We start from the raw sequence: 18,499 nt of genomic DNA on the forward strand, positions 1-18,499 counted from the left end.
TGATTAAAAACTTCATTCCATAACTACGGACAATGGATATCATCAGGATGAGCTAGACAATAAGGGCATGTGGTACAATATTGGGGTGGAGGCGGAGGTGCCGGTATAGGGTAGTCTTCTCGGGCTATAGCAAATGTGGATCCCGTCGAAATTCTAATGAGTTTTCCTGTTATTGTACGAAAGCCAGCTCCACCAGATGTTGGTGCTGTCTTCAAATAATCAATTACCCAGGGTGGATTGAATTGAGGGGGCGGTGGATTATTACTCGCACTCGAATTATATTGGAGCTGCCAAGCTGAGTAGGCTAAAGTAAAATTATTATATGCGTCATTAAACGCTGCATTGTATTTATCAAAATCGGGACCACCGTCACTCCAATTCACATATCCTTGCTGTATTGAGAAGTGATTTTGAAGAGGATTCGAAGGTTGCAACTGCACAAATTCAGTTGGGGGGTTACTGGTGCTGATTGTTCCATAGAAAGGGTCTCCATTCCTTGGAGCCAATGGCATGCCATAGTCATCCTTCGTTTTATAAGTAATATTAGTAACTTGAATTTGTATGGCATACGTATAGCTATAAACACATTGATATACGCCGCCACCCATATCAGTCAATTCATATACACCATTAGTTGTTGTTGTAGAAGTTGAAGTACCTCCTACCGCACTATCCACTTTTTGAGTTAACGGCGGATCGGTTAAAGCACGAGGAGGGGTGCTTTCATGCGACGTAGGGCTTTTTTTACAAGCAGAAAAAATAAGAATGAATGCAAAAAATGAAAGAACCATTCTTTTTGGGTAATAAAAACCCAACTGAAAGAATCTCTTGGGTGATAGACAAGGTTTAAGTATAATAAATAATTTATTCTTTAAATATAAACTATTTTTACTGCTTATTTACCATACAAAACACCAAATCTACAGGGAAAAACACTGGTTTTTTTATGCTGAAAACACCGGTAACGTGATCAAAACACCCGATTTGCATAAGAAGTCCTCTCTATCTGACGATATGTTTATTGTTTCGCACTCTTGCATAAAACATTTATGCACCTGACAGTGTTACAACGAATTAAGATTAGTTTTGCGCCCATGTTGATACTCGACGGAAAAATCGCCTCTGCGGCAGTAAAAGCAGCATTGACCCAGCAAACTTCAGCCTTGGTACAAGCAGGTAAACGCGCCCCGCATTTAGCCGCCATACTGGTGGGAACCAATGGCGCCAGTGAAACCTATGTGGCCAGCAAAGTGAAAAACTGTGAAGAAACCGGCTTCAGGTCTACCCTGGTCCGTTTCGATGAAAACATTGAAGAGCCGGTACTGCTGCAAAAAATTGCCGAACTCAATGCCGATCCTTCGGTAGACGGTATTCTCGTACAACTGCCCCTGCCCAAACAGATCCGCGAACAGAAAGTCATCGAAGCCATAAACCCTTCCAAAGATGTGGATGGCTTTCATCCCATCAGCGTAGGTAAACTAGTACAAGGACTGCCCACATTCATACCGGCTACTCCTTATGGCATCATGCTGTTGCTGGAACATTTTCGTATTGAAACAAAAGGCAAGCACGCTGTGGTGATCGGCAGAAGCAATATTGTTGGCCGCCCCATGAGTATCCTGCTCAGCAGCAATCTTCCGCAAGGCAATTGCACCGTTACTATCTGTCATTCACACACACCCGATATTAAAGCCGTTTGCGCCAGTGCAGATATACTGGTAGCCGCATTGGGCAAACCCGGTTTTGTAACAGCCGATATGATCAAGCCCGGCGCTGTAGTGATCGATGTAGGCATTACCCGCGTAGCCGACCCTACCGCTAAAAAAGGATTCCGTATCAAAGGCGATGTGGCTTATGAACAAGCCGCCGAAAAAACCAGTGCCATTACACCTGTACCCGGTGGTGTAGGCCTGATGACCATCGCCGGCCTGTTGAAAAACACTATGCAGGCTTATCTCTCATCCAACAACTAACAACTGATAACTCACAACTCCCATACCACCCTCCTCCCCGTTATGGAGTCCTTCTACACTTTACAAGGTGAAGGCTTCCACCAGGGCCGTGCCGCTTATTTCATCAGACTTGGCGGATGCGATGTGGGCTGTTTTTGGTGTGATGTGAAAGAAAGCTGGGATGCATCCAAACATCCATTGTTATCGGTAGAAGCCATCGTTGCCGAAGCAAAAAAATATCCCGGCCGGCTCGCCGTTATAACAGGCGGAGAGCCTTTGATGCATCCGCTGGATGAACTTACGCATACATTACAGGCAGCCGGCTTCGAGACCAATATCGAAACATCCGGCTCTTCTCCGCTCAGTGGTAACTGGAACTGGATCTGTCTCTCTCCGAAAAAATTCAAAGCACCATTGCCCGAGATCGTACCCCTGGCCCATGAACTCAAAGTGATCATATACAACAAACACGATTTCACATGGGCGGAGACTTATGCTGCGCAAGTAAATCCCACTTGCAAGCTTTACCTGCAACCTGAATGGGATCAGTCCGACAAAGTAACGCCGCTCATCATCGATTACATCAAGTCAAACCCTCAATGGGAATTGAGTTTGCAGGTACACAAATACATACATGTTCCCTGATGCAGCAGGTCTTCACTGTTGCTGTTATTTCAATTCGAAAAAAACCATAGGCACAAGCCCGGCTCCCTTGTAGTTAAGATCAATGGATTGGCCTGCATCGATAAAACTGAAGTCGCCTCTCTTTTTACACTGTTTGCCGTTCACATTCACCTCGCTTCCTTCATCTGTTAATCTGATGATCAGAACAGGTGTTCCCCGCTTCGTCAGGTGCAGGTTGGTATGCGCGTCCGCTATTATCCGGTAAGCCCTTACAGGTGCTTCATCAAACAACAAATGGAAAGAAGCCATCTCCGGGAGCGAACTTGCATCGCCATGTGTTTTACGCAACAATTCAATGTCCATCGCATGAAACTCGGAAGTATCATTGTTCCATACACGATGCACTCGTGGTTTCTCTTCAAAACTTTCATACCAGATATTGCCCGAAGAAAGGTTTGGCCTGGCCGGCTCCACAATTGCCTGGGAACCCGTTTTGGTTTTGGTCAGCACCAGGAATACTGAAGGTATTTCATGCCTGTGATAAAGTGAAGTATCGCCGGGAGGAATGCGCACATCCAGTACCCGTATCCAGGCGTTCTCAAATACATTGTGATGCCGGGGTTCTTTACTTACCGGCAGTTGCGCATGGCAGCAATATATTGTTGCAAGCAGGCAATAAACAATTGTATAAAATTGTTTCATCTTTTTTTATAAAGTTAAAATATTTTGACTTCTTGGTTTAAATCTCTACTTTCAAATCCCTATGAAACCAATTCTCTTTTATATTACCCTCTTTATTGGCATTGGCAGTTTTGCGCAATCATACCAGCCTCAAAAAATCAATCCAAAAGCAATTCCCTTATACGAAAAAGCGCTCGACCTGCTACAGGCAGGTGATGCACGCGATGCCATACCCATGCTTACCGACTGCATCAAGATCGACAGTAATTATATGGAAGCTTATCTCTCATTAGCGGGCGCATGCGGCGAATTAAAAAAATACCAAAAGGCTGTTACACTATATGAGAAAGCAAGAAGCATCGACAGCAATTATTTCAAAGTATTCAACCTGCCTTATTCCATCAACCTGGCCGGGTTGGGCCGCTTTGAAGAAGCCTTGAAAGCCGTAACGGTCTTTGCCAATATTCCACGCATCAGTGAACGCGGACAAAAAAGCGCCGCTTACCGTAAACGTTGCTACGAGTTCGCTATTGATTATGCCAAAAAACATCCCAACAACAATTACAACTTTATACCCATTAATCTGGGCGATAGTGTTAACACGCCCTTGAACGAATATTATCCATCGGTTACAGTTACCGACAGCCTGTTGGTATTTACCAGGCGAACAGGAGCGCAACGCGAAGATTTTATTGAAAGCCGCATTACCAAACAGGGATTTGCTGCATCCCAGCTGATTAAAGGCGACATCAACATCGAGCCTGCCAAAGGAGCCATCACCGTATCGCAAGATGGTGAATGGATGCTGTTTGCCGCTGATATCTCTGGCAAGGGATATGGAGGCTTCGATATTTATATTTCGTATTACACACCGCAGGGATGGAGCGAGCCACAAAATATGGGAGAAAGCATCAACACCGAATTCTGGGAAAGTTCGCCATCATTGAGTCCGGATAAGCGCGCACTGTATTTCAGCAGCAACCGTCCCGGTGGTTATGGAGGCCGCGACCTGTATGTAAGCTACCGGCAAGCCAATGGCAAATGGACACCCGCTGTGAACATGGGACCGGCGATCAATACAGCCGGCGATGAGTTCGCACCATTCATCCATGCCGATAACCAAACCCTTTACTTTCATTCTGATGGATTACCCGGTTATGGTGGTTCGGATCTGTTTGTATTGCGCAAAGGTTCCAATGGAGAATGGGGAACACCTGAGAACCTGGGCTACCCCATCAACACTATTGAGAACGAAGGAAGTCTGGCTGTATCGGCAGACGGCCTCACCGCTTATTATGCCAGTGACAGAAGCGATAGCAGGGGTGGATTGGATCTCTACAAATTTGAATTGAGACCCGATATCCGTCCTTATCGTACCATCTATGTAAAAGGAAAAGTGACAGATGCACAAACTAAAAAACCACTTCCCTCTAATATCGAGCTCATCGATAACAGCAGCAACCAGTCGTTCATGAAAGTGCAGACCGATGAAGTGGGCGATTATTTCATCACCTTACCCATTGGCAAGGACTATACTTTTACCGTTAACCGCAAAGGATACCTCTTTTACAGTGAAGTCTACGGCCTGAGTAAAAAAGAGGCCGACAGTACTTATAGAAAAGACATTTTCTTACAGCCTGTTGCACTCAATGCCTCTTTCACTTTCCACAATATCCTGTTCGCCAACAACGAATACCGCTTGCCTGAAACGGGACTCGCCGAGCTCGATCAACTGGTGCAGGTGTTGAAAGACAACACAAGCTTGCAGGTGCAGATCAGTGGACATACAGACAATGTGGGCAAAGCTGAAGACAATCTTGTGCTGTCTACCAATCGAGCCAAAGCCATCGTAGATTACCTGGCAAGCAAAGGCATCGATGCCAAACGCCTCAGTTATAAAGGATATGGCGCCGGCAAACCTGTTGCCGACAACAGTACCGAAGCGGGAAGAGCCCTCAACAGGCGTACTTCCTTCACTATTACCGGCATGTAAAGTTCCAACGCTTGAAGAATGAAGTTGTCATACAAATATTCAGGTATTAATACCTGATCTGAACAACTATGCCATAACAGATCTTCGCTGGCATGAGCCAGGAACTATTATACCAGGTAGCACTTACGCAAGTACCCGAACTGGGGCCTGTTCAAGCCAGGCTGCTGATTGAACACCTGGGATATGCATCGCAGATATTCAAAGCACGTAAAAAAGAACTGAGCCTTGTACCAGGCATCGGTGAAATAAGAGCTGCGCAGATCAAAAGATACCAGCAATTCGAAGCAGCGGAAAAAGAAATCAAATTCTGTCAAAAACATGGAATCCATCCTTTGTTCTTGTTGAATCCGGATTATCCGCAACTGTTGCTTCATTGCTACGATTCACCTGTTTTGTTATACTATCGCGGCACAGCGCCGCTTAATCAACAACGGATCGTGAGCATTGTTGGAACAAGGAGCAATACTGCTTATGGTAAACAGGTAACAGAAAAACTCATTGAAGAATTAAAACCCTGGCAGCCTTTGGTCATAAGCGGGCTGGCCTTCGGCATTGATGCCATTGCACACAAGGCTGCACTCAAACAGCAACTAGAAACGGTAGGCGTTCTGGCACATGGCTTCAATACAATCTATCCATCACAGCATCATGCGTTGGCCAGAGAGCTAATCGAAAAAGGAGGTCTCTTAACAGAGTTTGGAAAAGATACAGCACCCGACAAACACAATTTCCCCCGACGGAACCGTATAGTAGCAGGCATCTCCCATGCGACCATTGTTATAGAAACAGCCATCAAAGGAGGCAGTATGATTACCGCAAATCTCGCCTGTAATTATCATCGCGATGTGTTTGCGCTTCCTGGCAAGATATCCGATGCGAAAAGCACCGGCTGCCTGCAGCTCATCCAGCAAAACAAAGCCATATTATTAACAGATGCCGCTCAACTCGCAGCCTCTATGGGATGGGAAGAAATTAAAAAGCCAACAATAAAAATGCAAAATGAATTGTTCCCTTCTCTCTCTAACGAAGAACAAAAAGTGTTGTCGGTTTTGCAGGACAAGAAAGCGCCTGTATCACTGGATGAAATATGCAAACAAACAGCGCTCACTTACAATACCGTCATCGCTATTTTGTTGACGCTTGAACTATATCGACTGATCATCTCCTTACCAGGCAAACTCTATCAACTGACATCTACCAACTAACAACTATCATCTTACAACCAACAACGCTTGTTTCTTTCTCCATACCATCAACAATCCAAACGATACCAACGCCAATACAGATGGCATCATGAAAGCATACACAAAATGAGAGGACAGGTTTTGGTAAATCAAGGCCGACAAATAAGCGCCTACACCAATACCTGCTTCAAGCGCTATGTACATGGAGGCAACCGCCTTCCCCCGGTTCTCCGATGCGCAGCGGTCTACCGTCCAGGCTGCAATGGTAGGGCCGTTCATACCCCAGCTCAAACCAAATATGGTAGCGCTCAATAACAACATGAATGGCGAATGCGCCAATGCCAGTATGGCCATCGCAGCAGCCAACACAAGGGAGGAAACAATCAGCACAGGTACTCTTCCATATTTATCGGAAGACTTACTGGCAAACAACCTGATAAGTAAAGAAGAAACCGTATACCATGCAAAGAACAATCCTTTGTTCTGCACGCCCAGCCATTCACTCATATCCGGCGCCAGCGTTAAAGTGCTGCCGGTAGAAAAAGCCAGCAGGAACATGATGATAGCCGGCTTCAACGCCGTTCTTTCGAACACTTCATGTTTTTGTACACGTATTACCTGTAATGAAAATTTTTGCGGTTCGGGAAGCGTTTCACGGATATTATACAGGATGATCACAGAACCCAGTGCCAGTCCGGCCGATGCATAGAACATAATGTTATAAGAAAATGCATTCACCAGGTAACTTCCCAGCAATGGTCCGAGCGACATACCCACCGTATAACCAATGGATAACGCACCCAGCGCTTCACCCCTTCTCGACTCATGCACTACATCTGCCCCATAAGCCGAAGTGGCGGTAGGCTTGAATCCTGTAGAAAAGCCATGAAAAAAACGCAGCAATAAAAACCCGGAAACGGAAGTCAGCACGGGGTACAACAAACTGCATATTACACATACCAGTGACCCAAAGATCATGACCGGTACACGCCCTACCGTATCGGTTAATTTACCGCTGAAAGGCCTGGATATACCCGCCATCAATGTAAAGAGCGCGATGATGAGTCCTTTGTATTCGGCTCCTCCCAGTTTGGTGAGGTATCCCGGCAATTCAGGAATCATCATGGTAAAGCTGGCCGCGAATAAAAAGTTACTGGTACACAGCAACGCAAACTGCAAATTGAAATAGGGCTGATCGGGCGCTGCAAGGGTTTTTTCCATGGTGCAAAGCTAAGTTTAAAAATTTGGCCTATCTTTGCACATGGCAACAAGAAATATTTCCCCTACTAACAAGACGGCAGCATACAGGTTATTCGGCGAAGGGCTCACCTTCGATGATGTATTATTAATGCCCGCTTACAGTGAAGTACTTCCCCGTGAAGTGGACATCCGCTCACAGCTTACCAAAAACATTACCCTCAACGTTCCCATGCTCTCGGCAGCAATGGATACCGTTACCGAAGCCAGCCTGGCTATTGCGCTGGCGCGCGAAGGCGGCCTGGGTATCCTCCACAAGAACATGAGCATAGAACGGCAGGCAGATGAGGTTCGCAAGGTAAAGCGCAGTGAAAGCGGCATGATCATCGACCCGCTCACCCTCCTGGTAGAAGCTACCATCGGCGATGCACTGAAGCTGATGAAAGAATACAGGATCGGTGGTATCCCCATTGTGGATGCCAAAGACAAGCTGGTAGGTATCCTTACCAACCGCGATCTGCGTTTTGAAACAGATAAAAGCAGGCAGGTGAAAGAAGTGATGACCAAAGACAACCTCATCACTGCACCTGAAGGCACCGATCTGAAAAAAGCCGAGAAGATCCTGCGCCAGTATAAGATAGAAAAACTGCCCGTCGTAAACAGGCAGGGTAAACTGATCGGACTCATCACCTACCGCGACATTCTCCAGGTACGCAACAACCCCAATGCCGTTAAAGATTCATTGGGCAGATTGCTGGTAGGCGCTGCACTGGGTATTACCCGCGATCTCATGGATCGCGCCGCAGCATTGCAACAGGTGGGTGTTGATGTAGTTACACTCGATAGCGCCCACGGTCATAGTAAAGGAGTGATCAATGCGCTGAAATCGTTGAGAAAAAATTTCAAGCACCTTCAAATTATCGCCGGTAATGTAGGCACTGCTGCGGGTGCCAAAGCACTCGCCGATGCAGGTGCCGACTGCGTAAAAGTGGGCATCGGCCCCGGTTCTATCTGTACTACCCGCATTGTTGCAGGTGCAGGTGTACCACAGCTCACAGCCATTATGGAAGCCAGTCACGCACTGAAAGCCAAAGGCATTCCGCTGATAGCCGATGGTGGTATCCGTTATACCGGCGATATGGTAAAAGCACTCGCGGCCGGCGCCAATGTGGTGATGATGGGCAGCGTGTTTGCAGGAGTGGAAGAGAGTCCCGGTGAAACCATCATCTACGAAGGCCGTAAATTCAAAGAGTACCGCGGCATGGGCAGCCTCGGCGCGATGAGCCAGGGCAGTGGCGACAGGTATTTCCAGGATGTGGAAGACGATGTAAAAAAATTCGTTCCCGAAGGCATAGAAGGACGGGTAGCTTATAAAGGCAATCTCAGCGAGATCGTTTACCAGTATGTAGGCGGACTCCGCGCCGGCATGGGTTATTGCGGCGCCAAGAACATACAGGAATTGCAAAAAGCCACTTTTGTAAAAATATCCAATGCAGGCATGAAAGAAAGCCATGCACACGACATAGATATTACCAAAGAGGCGCCGAACTACAGCAGAAAATAAATTCATTTCAACGCGAGCGCATAAGCAGCCAACGCACGTTGCCTCGCCAGTTCATGCGGCACAATGGGTGGCGGATAATGGAACCCGTTCCTTTCCGGCACCCATTTTTCAATATACTGCTGCGCTTTGTCGAACTTCTCCGCTTGCAGGGCCGGATTGAATATCCTGAAATAAGGCGCGGCATCACAGCCGCTGCTGCTCGCCCACTGCCAGCCGCCATTGTTCGCAGCCAGGTCAAAATCGAGCAACTGTGTTGCGAAATACGCTTCACCCCATCGCCAGTCGGTGAGCAAATGCTTGCACAGAAATGAAGCCGTGACCATGCGCAGCCGGTTGTGCATATAGCCCGTAGCATTGAGCTCACGCATACCGGCGTCTACCAGCGGGTAGCCCGTTAATCCCTGGCACCATCGCGTAAATTCTCCTTCGTTATTCCGCCAAACAATGCGATCGTATTCCGGTTTGAAAGCGGCGCCTTTACCCACCTGTGGAAAATGCCAGAGGATGGCATGATAAAAATCACGCCAGATCAGCTCATTGAGGTACACTTCACTCGTAGCTTTCGCCGCCCTGGCCAGTTCCCGTATGCTGATGGTGCCAAAACGCAAATGCACGCCCAAACGCGAAGTGCCCTTGTCCATCGCCGGAAAATCGCGGGTAGCCCCATATTGTTGCATCCTCGCCAGGTCCCACGCTTTCAACGGAAAATCATTTCCACTCCATTCAAAGCCTATCTGTGCCAGGCGGGGCAACGCCATGGCCTCCTGCCGGTAAAACCGGTCATACAAAACCGAATCGGGATAAGAGCGCAGGTAAAAATCATTCAGCAGTGTTTTCCATTTGCGGCTGTAAGGTGTAAACACCGTGTAAGGCTTTCCATCGTCTTTCAGCACTTCATTCTTTTCAAAAATCACCTGGTCTTTATACGTATACATCAAAACACCGGCACCCGATAACTGCCGCCCTACCAACGCATCCCTTTCTATGGCATACGGTTCATAATCGTGGTTGGTGAATACAGCGCCTATATCAAATTGCTGCAACAGCTTATCGAATACGTCTACAGGATACCCATGGTATACGGCGAGGCTGCTGCCCATCGTCACCAGCTCTTGCTGCATGGCTTCCAAAGCCTGGTATATAAAAGACAGCCGCCGGTCCTGCCTGTTCTCCAGCTTGTCCAGGATATGCCGGTCGAAGATAAAAATGGGTAGCACGGGCCGGTCGCTTTTCAAGGCATGGTACAACGCTGCATGATCGCGCAGCCGCAGGTCTCTTCTCAACCACAGGATATTGACAAGCGGTTTCTTCATCTCATTCATGAATGTTGGTAATGAATTGATCATATAATGCTGGCGCCAGCTGGCAACCGTATTCGCTTGCGCCCACACGCTTCACCCATTTAATACCCGCGATGGCATTCGTGAGAAAAACTTCCGATGCTTCCAAAAGTTCCTGCACCGTGATCTGTTTTTCTTCAACAGGCATATCCGCCTGGTGTAAACAATGCAGCAGGTGCCTGCGCATCACGCCGTTGACCGCCCCTTCTGCAAGGGAAGGCGTTGCAATAACCCCATCCTTCACTATGAATATATTGGCGATGGTCGCATCCGCAATACGGTCATACGGATTGAGTAAAACAGCATCGTTCAAGCGGTGTTCCTTCGCCCATAAAGCTGCCATCACATTGGGCAGGTAATTGTTGCTCTTGAGCATCGAATAACGGTCGCACACTTTCCTGGCATCTGGAAAAATATCCATTTCCACGCCGTTCTCATTCAAACCCGTTGCCAGTTTTTCCAATGCCCATGTCTGTATAAGATGGTTGGGAAAATGATTTGCCGCATCGTACAAACCCCCATTCCCCCTGGCAATCGTAAGCCGCACACGGCCACATGCAGTGTGTTTGTTTTTTTCCGCTACCGTCAAAATGCGCTGCTCCAGGTAGGCCGGTGTAAAATGTGCAGGACATTCAAACCGTAACAGGTCCAGCGCGCTGAACAGCCGTTCAAAATGATAGGATGCGAGACATAATTTTCCGTTCACCATTTTCATCGTTTCAAAACAGCCATCTCCATACCGGAATGAACGGTTGGAGGCGTCGATCAACGGCCCGTTGTCGCGCATCAGTTTGCCATTGTAAAAAAGAAAATCTCCGGTTCCCATGCAATAAAGATAGAATGAAGGTAAATTAGCAACCATGAAAATAATGGAAGCGATACAGGTGTTGGAGCAGACCGCTCCCCTTTCTTACCAGGAGGGATATGATAATGCGGGATTACTCACCGGTAACAGCAACTGGAACTGCACCGGCATACTCTGTACCCTCGATGCCACTGAGCAGGTGATCATGGAAGCCAAAGAAAGAGGATGCAACCTGGTCATAGCCCACCACCCTATTATTTTCGGCGGACTGAAAAAAATAACCGGAAGAAATTATGTGGAGAAAACCATCATCAGCGCCATCAAGCACGATATCGCCATCTATGCCATCCATACCAACCTCGATAATGTATTGCACGGGGTGAATGACCGGATGGCCGATCGACTTGGACTGGTTTCCAGGCAAATCCTCGCCCCTAAAAGCGGACAACTGATGAAACTCTGCAGTTTTGTGCCCCTGGCGCAGGCCGATGAAGTACGCACCACCCTGTTCGAAGCAGGCGCCGGGCATATTGGCCGGTACAGCGATTGCAGTTTTAATGTGGAAGGCACCGGTACTTTCAAAGGCGGAGCCGGTACCAACCCTTTTGCAGGTAAACCGGGTGAGCTGCACAGGGAAAAAGAGGTCAAACTGGAAGTAATTTTCCCGGCCCATCTCCAGTCAAGGCTGGTGGCAGCCCTGCTGAAGGCCCACCCTTATGAAGAAGTGGCCTATGACATCATCCCCCTGGCTAATGAGCACCCCGAAGTGGGGAGCGGCCTTATAGGAGAACTGCCCGAACCGGTAACCGAAGAAGGCTTTCTACATATACTAAAAAATGCTTTTGAATTAAGCGTTGTCCGTCATACACCCTTGCTGGGGAAAAGGGTGCAAAAAGTGGCCCTTTGCGGGGGCGCCGGCAGCTTTTTAACCGGCCGGGCCCTGGCGGCAGGAGCCGATGTGTATGTTACGGCCGACGTTAAATACCACGAGTTTTTCGATGCCAACGGCCGGCTGGTCATTGCCGATATCGGCCACTGGGAAAGTGAACAATATACCAGCGAGCTCCTGGTTGAACTTTTACAGGCTAAATTCCCTACCTTTGCCGTCCTCAAATCAGCAATCAATACCAACCCTGTTCGGTATTTTTAAAGCTACAAACGACAAAACACTATATGGCTTCAGTTAAAGATTTCTCTGTTGAAGAAAAATTGGTAGCCCTCTTAAGGTTACAAAAGATTGACAGCAAACTGGATGAGATCCAGATCCTGAAAGGCGAACTGCCCATGGAAGTGAGCGACCTCGAAGATGAAGTGCATGGTTTACAGAGCCGCCAGACCCGTGTTGAAGAAGAACTCAACGGTATCACCGAGTTCATTGAAAGCAAAAAAACTGCTATCAAAGAAAGCGAAGCCCTCATCAGCAAATACGAAAAGCAAAGCGAGAACGTAAAGAATAACCGCGAATTCGAAGCCATCAACAAAGAGATCGAAATGCAACAGCTCGAGATCAAATTGGCCGAGAAACATATCCGCGACGCCAATGAAGAACTAGCCGATAAAGTAAAGGCGCTGGAATCTGCCAAAAAACAACTGGGCGTTAAAGAAGGCGTTCTCAATCATAAAAAAGGGGAACTGCAGAAGATCATCGCAGATACCGAAAAAGAAGAATCTCATTTTGCCAAAGACAGCGACCAGGCACGCAGCCATATCGATGAAAGGTTACTGTACAGCTATGACCGCATCCGCAAAAGCTACCGCAATGGCCTGGCCGTTGTACCGGTAGAAAGAGATGCCTGCGGTGGTTGCTTCAATGCCATCCCTCCTCAACGCCAGAGCGAGATTCGTTTACATAAAAAGATCATCGTGTGCGAGAACTGCGGCCGCATTCTCGTTGATGCCGACCTGAACGACAGCGTTGAAGTAAAATAGGAAATGAAACACTACCTGTTTCTCCTGTTACTGTGCTGCGGCTGCCTGCAAGGGCAAACACAGCAAGTGTATGAATTCAATACCACCTGTCAACAGGCTTACCAGGAAATCACCAGGTTAAAGATCAACAGCGGACTGGCACTGATAGAAAAAGCCAGGCAACAGAATCCACATAACCTCATACCGGTTATGTTGGAAAGCTATGCCGATTTCTATCTTCTCTTTTTCAACGAAGACCCCGCTGAATATGCCACCCGCTATCCGCGGTTTGCGCAACGCATCAGCCAATTGGAGAAAGGTCCGCAAAGCTCCCCCTTTTATTATTTCTGCCTCAGCACCGTACGTACCCATAAAGCAGCCGTATCCATCAAGTTCGGTCATTTCTGGGATGCAGGCTGGGAATTCAGAAGAGCCTATCAGGCCATTAAAGAAAACAGGAAAGCGTTTCCCACTTTCATGCCCAACGACCTCATGTATGGCGCATTGCAAGCCGTGGTGGGCACTATTCCAAAGGGATATAAGTGGCTGGCTTCCCTGTTTGGCATGAAAGGCTCGCTTACAGAAGGCATGCGCATCGTGCACGGCTTCGTTTACAGCAACGATCCCTGGGGAAGATTGATGTCAGCCGATGCCAACTTCATATATCCCTACCTCCTCTTCTATCTCGAAAACAAAAAAGAAGAAGCTTTACAATTTATCAACCAACGTAAGCTCGACCTGGTGAACAACCACCTGCACGCTTATATGGCTGCCAACCTGGCCCTGAATAATAAGCAGGCCGATTTGACCAGGAACATCATTCTCAACAGGAATAAGTCCGACGAATACCTGCATACCCCTGTATGGGATTTTGAAATGGGCTTTGCCCGGCTTTATCACCTTGAATTACCCGAAGCCACTTCCTGTATGGAAAGGTTTGTATCCGGCTTCAAAGGAAAATTCTATCTGAAAGACGCTTACCAGAAACTGAGCTGGTGTTATTACCTGCAAGGCAATATGCAGGCGGCAGAAGCTGCGCGGAAAAATGTACTGTCACGCGGCGCTACCGATTCCGATGCCGATAAGCAGGCGTTGAAAGATGCCCAATCGGGCAGATGGCCCAATGTATTATTATTGAAGACCCGCTTGCTGAATGATGGCGGTTACCATCACGATGCGTTGGCACTGTTGCATGGAAAAACAGAACGCGACTTTACGCGCGAAGAAGAGAAACTGGAATTCGTTTACCGCATGGGCCGCATTTATGACGACCTGGGCAGGGATGCAGAAGCCATTACATTTTACCAGCAAGCCATACACATCGGTGCAAACAGGACCGAATATTTTGCGGCCAGGGCTGCGCTGCAGGCCGGTCAGCTCTATGAATCCAAAGGCAATAAAGCCACTGCCATCTCCTATTACCAGCAATGCCTCGATATGGGTGACCATGAATACAAAAATTCGCTCGACCAAAGAGCGAAATCAGGCATCGCCCGGTGTAAAGGAGAGTAAGAGAAATTGCTGATACCGTACTTTTACTTTTGACTTTTGACTTTTTGCTTTTTAATTTTGATTTTTGTTTTTCATCATTGCTGTGTTAAAGAAACTCATCATACAGAATTACGCGATCATCGACGAGATTGAAATTGATTTCTCGTCGCAGTTGAATATGATCACCGGTGAAACCGGTGCAGGGAAAAGTATATTGATGGGAGCGCTCAGCCTGATACTGGGCGAACGGGCAGATAGCAATGTGCTGGTGAACAAAGAAAAAAAATGTTTCATTGAAGGATATTTTGCAGTGGAAGACCGCAAACAGGTACTGACTTTTTTACAGGAGCAGGAACTCGATGCAACGGAAGAACTGATCCTGCGCCGGGAAATCGCTGCCAATGGCAAGTCCCGCGCTTTCATCAACGACACACCGGCTACCCTGCAACAGTTGAAAACATTGGCTTCCCTGCTGGTTGACCTCCACCAGCAATTCGATACACTCGAGCTGGGCGACACCGATTTTCAACGCGAAGTACTGGATGCGCTTGCCGGCAATAACCACTCGCTCGACCATTACCAATCGCTCTTCCGGCAATGGCATGCAGTGAGTAAAGAACTCACCGCATTGCAGGATCAAAAAAAGGCCTTCACCAAAGAAGCCGATTACCACCAGTTTCTTTTCGATGAACTGAATGAAGTTGGTCTACGCGAAAATGAATTGGAAGAGCTGGACCAGGAGTTGAAATTATTAAGCCATTCAGAAGGCATTAAAATGGTGCTGGACAAGGTTTGTTATGAATTGAAAGAAAGCGAGCAGCCGGTGACCACTGTTTTAAAACAACTCATCCAGCAACTGCAGTCCTACACATCGTATCACGCTGATATTGCGGTGCTCATTGCGCGTTTGCAGAGCAGCCAGGTAGAGTTACAGGATATTGCGGCAGAAACCGTTCACCTGAATAATGGCGTTCATTTCGATGAAAAAAGAATTGAGTGGATCAACAACCGCTTAGCCGAAGGATATAAATTATTGAAAAAACACGGGGTGCAAACCACAGCCGAATTGCTCGAATTGCAAACATCGCTCGAAAATAAATTACAGGCTGTGCTGGACATCGATGATGCCATCGCCGCCAAAGAAACAGCACAATCCCGTTTATATGAGTCGGCCAGCCAGTTGGCTGCCGCCATTTCCAAAGCAAGACACCAGCAGGTAAAACCTCTCGAGGAAAAAGTAAACCATTTGCTGAAACAGGTAGGCATGCCCAACGCGCGTCTCAAAGTACAGATCAGTGATACGGCATTACAATCTTCCGGTAAAGACCAGGTTGAATTTTTATTCGATGCCAATAAAAGCAACCGTTTCGAGCCTGTTCGCAAAGTGGCCAGTGGCGGCGAATTGAGCAGGCTCATGCTCTGCATCAAATCATTGGTTGCCCAATCGATCAACCTGCCTACCCTGATCTTCGATGAAATAGATACGGGCATTTCAGGTGAAGCTGCCAAACAGGTAGGACTTATCATGAAGGAATTGGCAGCGAGCCGGCAGATCATCTGTATCACGCACCAGCCACAGATCGCAGGCAAGGCCCATGCGCATTTCTTTGTGTACAAAGAAGTGGTCAACAACCAGGTCAAGACCAATATCAGGCTGCTCAGCCAGGATGAACGCATTACCACCATTGCCCAGATGCTCAGCGGCGAAAAGCCTACGGCGGCTGCATTGGAGAACGCAAAGGAATTGATTGCCGATTAATAAAACATATATTTCCTATTTTTACACCCAACCTATAATAACAGCTATGGCATACAACCTATTAAAAGGAAAACGAGGAATCATTACCGGTGCATTGGATGAAAATTCCATTGCCTGGAAAGTAGCAGAGAAAGCACACGAAGAAGGCGCCAGTTTTGTATTGACCAATGCACCCATCGCCATGCGCATGGGCGAGATCAAGAAGCTGGCGGAGAAAACCGGTTCCGAGATCATCCCGGCCGATGCAACCAGCGTTGAAGATCTTACCAACCTGTTTACCAAATCGCAGGAAATATTGGGCGGCAAAATAGATTTTGTATTGCACTCCATTGGTATGAGTGTCAACGTGCGCAAGAATGTTCCTTATGTTGAATCCAATTACGAGTATTTCCAGAAAGGGATCGATGTATCGGCCATGTCTTTACACAAGATGCTGTCCGTTGCCTGGAAGCTCGATGCCATCAACGAATGGGGCAGCGTGGTAGCGCTTACTTATATGGCCGCACAGCGTGTATTCCCTTTTTATACCGATATGGCCGATATCAAAGCCATGCTGGAATCCATTGCACGCAGCTTTGGTTATCAGTATGGCCTGTCAAAAAAAGTACGCATCAATACGGTTTCTCAATCACCCACCAAAACTACCGCTGGTACCGGTATCAAAGGCTTTGGTGATTTTTACGATTATGCGAATGCCATTGCTCCGTTGGGCAATGCCACCGCCGAAGATTGCGCCAATTATTGCATCACCCTTTTCTCTGATCTCACGCGCATGGTAACCATGCAGAACCTGTTCCACGATGGCGGGTACTCAAACACGGGCGTAAGTATGGAAGTGATGCAGAAATTAGGTATCACAGGATAACAACAAAAAAGCCATTCACATAAATGAATGGCTCACTAACTATTTTAAGGGATCTTAGTACTCGTCTTCGTTGAACATAAAATCTTCCTGGCTGGGATAATCGGGCCAGATATCTTCAATGCTCTCGTACACTTCTCCCTCGTCTTCGAGTTCCTGAAGATTCTCTACCACTTCAATAGGCGCCCCGCTCCGGATGGAATAATCGATCAACTCATCCTTGGTGGCGGGCCAGGGAGCTTCTTCCAGGTAACTTGCTAATTCTAATGTCCAGAACATATTTACCTCTAATTTTTTGCAAATGTAGCCGTATAAATGATATCACCAAACCCCAGTTTTTGACCTGTGCAAAGAAATGTTTAAAAATTAACCAATATACTCCCCCTGTTGTACGTTTGCAGGGCTAATACATACCATCCAGATGCTGAAAGCAGAACAGATCACTAAACGATACGACAGCCTGCAAGTATTGAAAGGCGTAGATCTCACCGTTTCCAAAGGTGAGATCGTAAGCATTGTAGGCTCTTCAGGGGCCGGAAAAAGCACTTTGCTCCATATCCTGGGTACGCTTGATAATGCCGATAGCGGCACCATCACGCTGAACAACCAGCAGATCGGCCTCCTCAAAGGCAAAAAACTGGCCGCTTTTCGCAACCAGCACATCGGGTTCGTGTTCCAGTTCCATCACCTATTGCCCGAATTCACCGCCCTTGAAAATGTTTCTATCCCGGGCTGGGTAGCCGGAACCCGTAAAAAAGAAGTAGCTGAAAGGGCTACGGCCCTTTTAACCCGGTTGGGTCTTGAGGACCGGCTCCACAATAAACCCCAGCAATTATCGGGCGGCGAACAGCAACGCGTTGCCGTAGCCAGGGCGCTCATCAATCAACCCGATATCGTATTTGCCGATGAGCCCACCGGTAATCTCGATAGTACCAATGCCGCAGCACTACACGAGCTATTCGTTCAACTGCAAAAGGAATTCCAGCAAACATTCCTGATCGTTACCCATAATGAAGAACTCGCTGCGATGAGCGATCGGGTATTGCATATGAAGGATGGGAGAATGTTATGAACGTCATCCTGAGGTCGTCATCCTGAGCGAGCGAAGCGAGTCGAAGGACCTGCTGAACATTCGTGCA

The 18,499-nt window shown here is 47.5% G+C and carries 17 protein-coding genes; 11 read left to right on the forward strand and 6 right to left on the reverse strand.

Annotated elements, in window-relative coordinates; genetic code table 11:
• Positions 1-23 precede the first annotated feature (23 nt).
• Complete coding sequence (locus tag SEDOR53_RS0100415; RefSeq protein WP_026767931.1) at positions 24-791, reverse strand: hypothetical protein; 768 nt, start codon at positions 789-791, stop codon at positions 24-26.
• 258 nt (positions 792-1,049) lie between these two features.
• On the opposite strand from SEDOR53_RS0100415, the gene SEDOR53_RS0100420 reads away from it, so the two are divergent.
• Positions 1,050-1,973, forward strand: coding sequence for a bifunctional 5,10-methylenetetrahydrofolate dehydrogenase/5,10-methenyltetrahydrofolate cyclohydrolase (locus SEDOR53_RS0100420; RefSeq protein ID WP_369751273.1), 924 nt, complete (start codon positions 1,050-1,052; stop codon positions 1,971-1,973).
• A 42-nt stretch (positions 1,974-2,015) separates the two neighbouring features.
• On the forward strand, positions 2,016-2,597 hold the full coding sequence (locus SEDOR53_RS0100425) for a 7-carboxy-7-deazaguanine synthase QueE (RefSeq protein WP_026767933.1): 582 nt from the start codon (positions 2,016-2,018) through the stop codon (positions 2,595-2,597).
• A 24-nt stretch (positions 2,598-2,621) separates the two neighbouring features.
• Here the strand turns inward: SEDOR53_RS0100425 and SEDOR53_RS0100430 are convergent, their stop codons facing one another.
• Positions 2,622-3,278, reverse strand: coding sequence for a hypothetical protein (locus SEDOR53_RS0100430; RefSeq protein ID WP_026767934.1), 657 nt, complete (start codon positions 3,276-3,278; stop codon positions 2,622-2,624).
• Between the two features lie 61 nt (positions 3,279-3,339).
• Between SEDOR53_RS0100430 and SEDOR53_RS0100435 the strand changes: the two genes are divergently transcribed.
• Both SEDOR53_RS0100435 and dprA read left to right on the forward strand, forming a co-directional pair.
• Positions 3,340-5,250, forward strand: a complete 1,911-nt coding sequence (locus SEDOR53_RS0100435; protein ID WP_026767935.1) for an OmpA family protein — start codon at positions 3,340-3,342, stop codon at positions 5,248-5,250.
• Positions 5,251-5,342: 92 nt separating this feature from the next.
• Positions 5,343-6,455: a DNA-processing protein DprA gene (dprA, locus tag SEDOR53_RS0100440; protein ID WP_026767936.1), complete on the forward strand. Its 1,113-nt coding sequence runs from the start codon at positions 5,343-5,345 to the stop codon at positions 6,453-6,455.
• A gap of 6 nt (positions 6,456-6,461) precedes the next feature.
• Here dprA and SEDOR53_RS0100445 read toward each other — a convergent pair whose 3' ends face one another.
• A complete protein-coding gene (locus SEDOR53_RS0100445; RefSeq protein ID WP_026767937.1) occupies positions 6,462-7,655 on the reverse strand; it encodes an MFS transporter in 1,194 nt (397 codons plus the stop codon).
• 40 nt (positions 7,656-7,695) lie between these two features.
• Between SEDOR53_RS0100445 and guaB the strand changes: the two genes are divergently transcribed.
• Complete coding sequence (gene guaB, locus SEDOR53_RS0100450) at positions 7,696-9,195, forward strand: IMP dehydrogenase (RefSeq protein WP_026767938.1); 1,500 nt, start codon at positions 7,696-7,698, stop codon at positions 9,193-9,195.
• A 2-nt stretch (positions 9,196-9,197) separates the two neighbouring features.
• Here the strand turns inward: guaB and SEDOR53_RS0100455 are convergent, their stop codons facing one another.
• Together SEDOR53_RS0100455 and SEDOR53_RS0100460 are read right to left on the reverse strand one after the other, a co-directional pair.
• On the reverse strand, positions 9,198-10,517 hold the full coding sequence (locus SEDOR53_RS0100455; RefSeq protein WP_232214691.1) for a deoxyribodipyrimidine photo-lyase: 1,320 nt from the start codon (positions 10,515-10,517) through the stop codon (positions 9,198-9,200).
• Complete coding sequence (locus SEDOR53_RS0100460) at positions 10,510-11,361, reverse strand: aminotransferase class IV (RefSeq protein WP_026767940.1); 852 nt, start codon at positions 11,359-11,361, stop codon at positions 10,510-10,512. Before SEDOR53_RS0100460 ends, SEDOR53_RS0100455 begins: the two co-directional genes overlap by 8 nt.
• Before the next feature lie 34 nt (positions 11,362-11,395).
• On the opposite strand from SEDOR53_RS0100460, the gene SEDOR53_RS0100465 reads away from it, so the two are divergent.
• The 5 genes from SEDOR53_RS0100465 (at position 11,396) to SEDOR53_RS0100485 (ending at position 17,363) form a co-directional block, all read left to right on the forward strand.
• Positions 11,396-12,490, forward strand: a complete 1,095-nt coding sequence (locus SEDOR53_RS0100465) for a Nif3-like dinuclear metal center hexameric protein (RefSeq protein WP_026767941.1) — start codon at positions 11,396-11,398, stop codon at positions 12,488-12,490.
• A gap of 23 nt (positions 12,491-12,513) precedes the next feature.
• Positions 12,514-13,269, forward strand: coding sequence for a zinc ribbon domain-containing protein (locus SEDOR53_RS0100470; RefSeq protein WP_026767942.1), 756 nt, complete (start codon positions 12,514-12,516; stop codon positions 13,267-13,269).
• A gap of 3 nt (positions 13,270-13,272) precedes the next feature.
• Positions 13,273-14,760, forward strand: a complete 1,488-nt coding sequence (locus SEDOR53_RS0100475; protein WP_026767943.1) for a lipopolysaccharide assembly protein LapB — start codon at positions 13,273-13,275, stop codon at positions 14,758-14,760.
• Positions 14,761-14,824: 64 nt separating this feature from the next.
• The gene (recN, locus tag SEDOR53_RS0100480) at positions 14,825-16,498 is read left to right on the forward strand and encodes a DNA repair protein RecN (protein WP_232214692.1); all 1,674 of its coding nucleotides are present in this window, start codon (positions 14,825-14,827) and stop codon (positions 16,496-16,498) included.
• 46 nt (positions 16,499-16,544) lie between these two features.
• A complete protein-coding gene (locus SEDOR53_RS0100485) occupies positions 16,545-17,363 on the forward strand; it encodes an enoyl-ACP reductase (protein ID WP_026767945.1) in 819 nt (272 codons plus the stop codon).
• A 54-nt stretch (positions 17,364-17,417) separates the two neighbouring features.
• Here the strand turns inward: SEDOR53_RS0100485 and SEDOR53_RS0100490 are convergent, their stop codons facing one another.
• A complete protein-coding gene (locus SEDOR53_RS0100490; protein ID WP_026767946.1) occupies positions 17,418-17,639 on the reverse strand; it encodes a DUF2795 domain-containing protein in 222 nt (73 codons plus the stop codon).
• 142 nt (positions 17,640-17,781) lie between these two features.
• On the opposite strand from SEDOR53_RS0100490, the gene SEDOR53_RS0100495 reads away from it, so the two are divergent.
• Positions 17,782-18,432, forward strand: a complete 651-nt coding sequence (locus SEDOR53_RS0100495) for an ABC transporter ATP-binding protein (RefSeq protein ID WP_026767947.1) — start codon at positions 17,782-17,784, stop codon at positions 18,430-18,432.
• The last annotated feature ends 67 nt before the right edge of the window (positions 18,433-18,499 follow it).

This window comes from Asinibacterium sp. OR53 (assembly GCF_000515315.1).
Taxonomy (GTDB): domain Bacteria; phylum Bacteroidota; class Bacteroidia; order Chitinophagales; family Chitinophagaceae; genus Sediminibacterium.